The organism is Candidatus Protofrankia californiensis, assembly GCF_900634765.1.
Taxonomy (GTDB): domain Bacteria; phylum Actinomycetota; class Actinomycetes; order Frankiales; family Frankiaceae; genus Protofrankia; species Protofrankia californiensis.
In genome coordinates this window covers 1-4,263 of the sequence record NZ_CAAAFT010000320.1, presented here as the reverse complement: position 1 = coordinate 4,263, position 4,263 = coordinate 1, and the positions used below count along the sequence as shown (strand labels likewise).

Sequence of the window (4,263 nt, the reverse complement as noted above, 5' to 3'; positions counted from 1 at the left end):
ACGGTGCGCAGGCCGAAGGCGACCCTGTAGACGAGCTTTGCCAGGCGATTCACACCCTCGGCCGCGGCGTTGGACAGGCCATGGAAGATCGCGCCTGTGATCTCGACACGCTAGTCGGAGATCGTCTCCGCGAGGGTGACGAGTTCGGGGACGGTCGCGCAGAACTCGAAGAACCTGGTCAGGGCCCTGTCGATGTCGGTGCGGGTGGTCGCCAGGCCGGTGCGGGTCGGGGAGAGCGCGAGCAGGTCGAGGAGCAGGTTCTTCGCGCGCCAGACGGTACCGATCTCGAAGCAGGCCATCCCGCCGAGGGCAGCCAGGGTAGTCAGGATCTTCTCGCGGCCGGTGGGGGTGAGCGTGGCGGGGCCACGCAGGAGCAGTCTTTTGATCTGGTATTCGGGGTCGGTGGCGCGTCCGCGGCGGCGGCGCAGCCGGTGGGTGACCCGGCGGCGGACGTCACCGACGGCCTTGTTCGCTAGCTGCGCGACGTGGAAAGGATCTACCGCGAGGAGTGCGTGCGGGAGCGCGGCGCGGGCCGCGGACTTGTAGACCGTCGACATGTCGATCGTGACGGCCCAAATTCGGGCGCGCCAGGCAGCGGACCGGTCCAGGATCCAGCCGGTCACCGGGCCGGCGGTGCGGCCCTCGACGACGCCGAGCAGGCCGTGGCCGCCGGCCGCGTCGCACAGCACGCTGTGCCAGAGGTCGGCGTCGGCGACATACCTGCCGCTGTCCCCATCCTTGTGCCAGCGCGGCGAGCCCCGCCGATGCTCGTCGAGGCCCAGCACCGACACCTCCGGCAACGGCCCGGACACCGACCGGCGCGGCCTGGGACCAGGCGCCGCCCCCGTCTCATCGGCAGGTTCCCCACCAGCAGGTTCCGTGTCGGCCTCGGCGGGCGGGCCGGCCTGCGGGGCACCCGCCACCTCGACCAGGTCGTCAGGGTCGGTGACCACGATCCCGGCCTGGTCGGCGACCCGCACAAAACCGCCGTGCGCGGTGTGCCAGCTCGCACCGAGCACGCCGGCGACCCGGCTGACCGGGACCATCCAGTCCCCGGCGAGATGACCCATCGTCTCCACCGCGGCCAGAGACACCCGCCCCCCGGGCACCGCCAGCGGCGTGCCCTCGACGAAGCCGCCCCGCGCACAGCCGGTGTTCTCACAGCTCATCCGCCGCTTATGCCAGGTCACCCGCAGCGGCACCACGACCAGATGGCGCACCGTGTGCCCGACGACCTCCTTCACCCGGTCCGACGCCGCCCCACAGTCCGGGCAGCAGGCCACCGTCCCCGCCGCCGTGGCCACATGCACCGTCGACGAGCCGTCCGCCTCCCGTTCCACCAGCTCGACCTCGAAACCCGCCAGGCCCAGCAGCCCGGCCAGCGCACACCCCGTACCCTCGACCACGACGCACCCGTCTCCTGGAGATCATTTCCCTCGACAAGAAAAGATCTTTCCAGGCAGGCGGGTGCATCCCTTTTCGCACCCCCCGGCCGGTAACGCTCCGTCACCCATCGCGATCACGGGCGGTCAGCGATTAGACACGGCCTCCGGCCAACTGCGAAGAGCCGCTATCTGTCCACCGCCCGCAAGAACGACAAGAACATCCTCAACGCACTCACCGAGCTGTTCTGCGGTGCTCCCTGGATCCCCGCCGTACCGCACCCGGGCCGCTGACCAGGTAACGCCAAGCGGGAAACCTACCGCCCACGCCTCCACACCCACCGGACCGGTGTCACGCGGACGTCGGCCCGGTCCGGCCTTACCCCAAAAACCCGACCGAATCAGATCGGTGTACCCGGCCCATCCTTTCAGCAACCAGCTGAACAGTTACCCAGCGTCTTTGATCGATGCCCTCCCGAGGTAGCTGTTCAGCTGGGGTGGTCGGCCGTTCGCTGTCCGATGTGTGATGATCGCTTCTGCGGTTACGTCGCCGTGGGTGATGATCGCTAGGTTCGGGGTGTGGAGTCCAGCGGGCAGCCGACGTATGAGGAGCTTGTGCGCCTGCTCGCGGACCGGGACGCCACGATCGCTTCCCAGACCGAGCTGATCGCCCAGCAGGCCGGGTTGATCGAGAAACTGGCCGGGCGGGTCCCCGAACTGGAACGCCAGGCAGGTAAGGACAGCCGGACGTCGTCGCGTCCGGCTGTCGTCTGACAGTCCTTATGCCAAGGCGGCGCCGAAACGGTCGTCACGCACGAGGTCGGGACGAGCGAAAGGCAAGCAGCACGGCGAGCCCGGCAGCACCCGGAACATGGTCGACGACCCGGACGAGACCGTGACCCTCGACCCGGCGTCGTGCGCGGACTGCGGGGAGTCGCTGGCCGGGGCGCCGGTGTTTGCGGTGCGCCGCCACCAGGTGTTCGACACCCCGCCACCGCCGCCGCGCCCGCACGTGACCGAGTACCGGGTGGTGGCCCGGACCTGCGCCTGCTGCGGGGCGACCGCCCCCGGTGTCACCCCGGCCGGGGTGACGGGCCGGGTCTGCTACGGGCCGGGGCTTGTGGCCCGGGCGGCGTGGCTGGTGTGCGCCCACCACCTGCCGGTCCGCCGTGCCGGCCGGGTGTTGGCCGCCCTGCTGGGCGCGGCGGTGTCGACCGGCTGGGTCGCCACCGCCCGCGGCCGCGCCGCCCGCCTGCTCGAGGCTGCGTTCCTGCCCCACGTGAAGGAACTGGTCGCCGCCGCGCCGGTCGCGCACGCCGACGAGACGACCGCCCGCGCCGACGGCAAGCTGCGCTACCTGCACGTCGCGTGCACCGACTACCTCACCGTGATGCACGCCGGGGACCGCTGCGCCGACACGATTGACGCCGGTGGTGTCTGGCCGGCGTTCACCGGTGTCCTGGTCCGTGACGGCTACGTCGGCTACGCCCACCTGACCGGCGCGTTGCACGCCTGGTGCGGCGCTCACCTCCTGCGAGACCTACGGTCGGTCCACGACGGCGACCCGACCGGGCAGGTATGGGCCGACGCCATGGCCACCACGCTGCTCGACGCCCGCGACGCCGCCGACACCGCCCGCCAGGCCGGACAGAGCTCCCTGGACCCGGCCGTGCTGGCCCGGGTCCGTAACCACTACCTCGGCGCTTCGGCCCGCGGCGACACCGACAACCACGGCAGACGCAGCCCGCTCGCCAAGGACGCCCGGACCCTGATCGCCGGTACGAAGACATGATCCTACGGTTCGCGACGGACCTCACGGTCCCGTTCACAAACAATGTCGCGGAACGCGCCGCGAGACCAGTCAAAGTCCAGCAACGGACCTCCGGCGGCTGCTGGCGCACCCTGCAGGGCCTCGTCGACTTCGACGTCGTACAATCCTACCCGTCCACCGCCACCAAATGGGGCTTGGACACCCTCGACGCGCTCACCCGGCTGTTCACCACCGGCGCCTGGCTCCCACCCGCCGCCCAACCCGCCTAACCGGAACGATCAGCCGCCAGCTACTCCAGCTGAACAGCTACCCCACGAACGTAACGAAAAGGAGCCCTCCTATTGATCAAACCGGACACGCTGTTCGGCGATCATCCGGCCAACGGCGTCACTCTCAGGGAACTGCACCCACCCGCACCCGCGGCTGTTGGCTGCCCTCACCGAGCTCGCACTGGCGGTCTGATCAGCGGTTTGGCTGGGCTTGTCATGTCCTGACTTCGCTGAATGCAACAGACCCGAGCAGGGAGCACACCATGAGCATCCAGCCTGCCCGACGCGGGCCCCGTCTCGCAGCCAAACATGCAGGTCAACACCCAAATCGGGGTTCTGGAGCCTCACACGGTCAGGAAGCATGCACCTATCATGACCATGTTCGGATGTCATGTCTCCGCGTCAGAAATCGTCGGGAACCGGTTCTCCTGTCAACTCCTGCCAAGTCTCGTCGAAGACGCCCCGGTTTGTTTGCCGTTCTTGTCGTAGCAGGGAAACGACGCGCGCATCGATTTCCTGAAGCCCGTGTTCCGCTGCGATGTTCCGCGCGGGTAGCAGGGTCTGAAGTACCTGCCGTGTCGATCCCGTGCCCTGCAATATGGAGCTGGTGCATATGAGTGATTCCGCAAACGGACGCGCGAAATCGGCAGCGTGACGCTCATAGAGACTGCCGCACAGGGTGGCGGCTTCCTCGGCCGCGGCCAGCGCCTCCTCCCGCCGACCCAGATCCCCCAGACGGTCGGACAGGTCGTTCAGGAACATGGCCAAGTAGAAGGTGAGCGTGTCGGGCCAGGTATCGGCCGGCCGCCGGCAGACGGTGACGGCTTCCTCGGCCGCGGCC

At 69.2% G+C, this 4,263-nt stretch carries 4 pseudogenes; 2 read left to right on the top strand and 2 right to left on the bottom strand.

Annotated features, from left to right (window positions below):
* Positions 1-1,046 (bottom strand): annotated as a pseudogene (locus tag DD1DGNOD_RS16850) (ISL3 family transposase); the annotation flags it as partial.
* Between the two features lie 190 nt (positions 1,047-1,236).
* On the opposite strand from DD1DGNOD_RS16850, the pseudogene DD1DGNOD_RS16845 reads away from it, so the two are divergent.
* Both DD1DGNOD_RS16845 and tnpC read left to right on the top strand, forming a co-directional pair.
* Positions 1,237-1,380, top strand: a pseudogene (locus tag DD1DGNOD_RS16845) (IS5-like element ISFal3A family transposase); the annotation flags it as partial.
* Positions 1,381-1,997: 617 nt separating this feature from the next.
* Positions 1,998-3,422 (top strand): annotated as a pseudogene (gene tnpC, locus DD1DGNOD_RS16840) (IS66 family transposase).
* Positions 3,423-3,824: 402 nt separating this feature from the next.
* Here tnpC and DD1DGNOD_RS16835 read toward each other — a convergent pair.
* Positions 3,825-4,263, bottom strand: a pseudogene (locus tag DD1DGNOD_RS16835) (hypothetical protein); the annotation flags it as partial.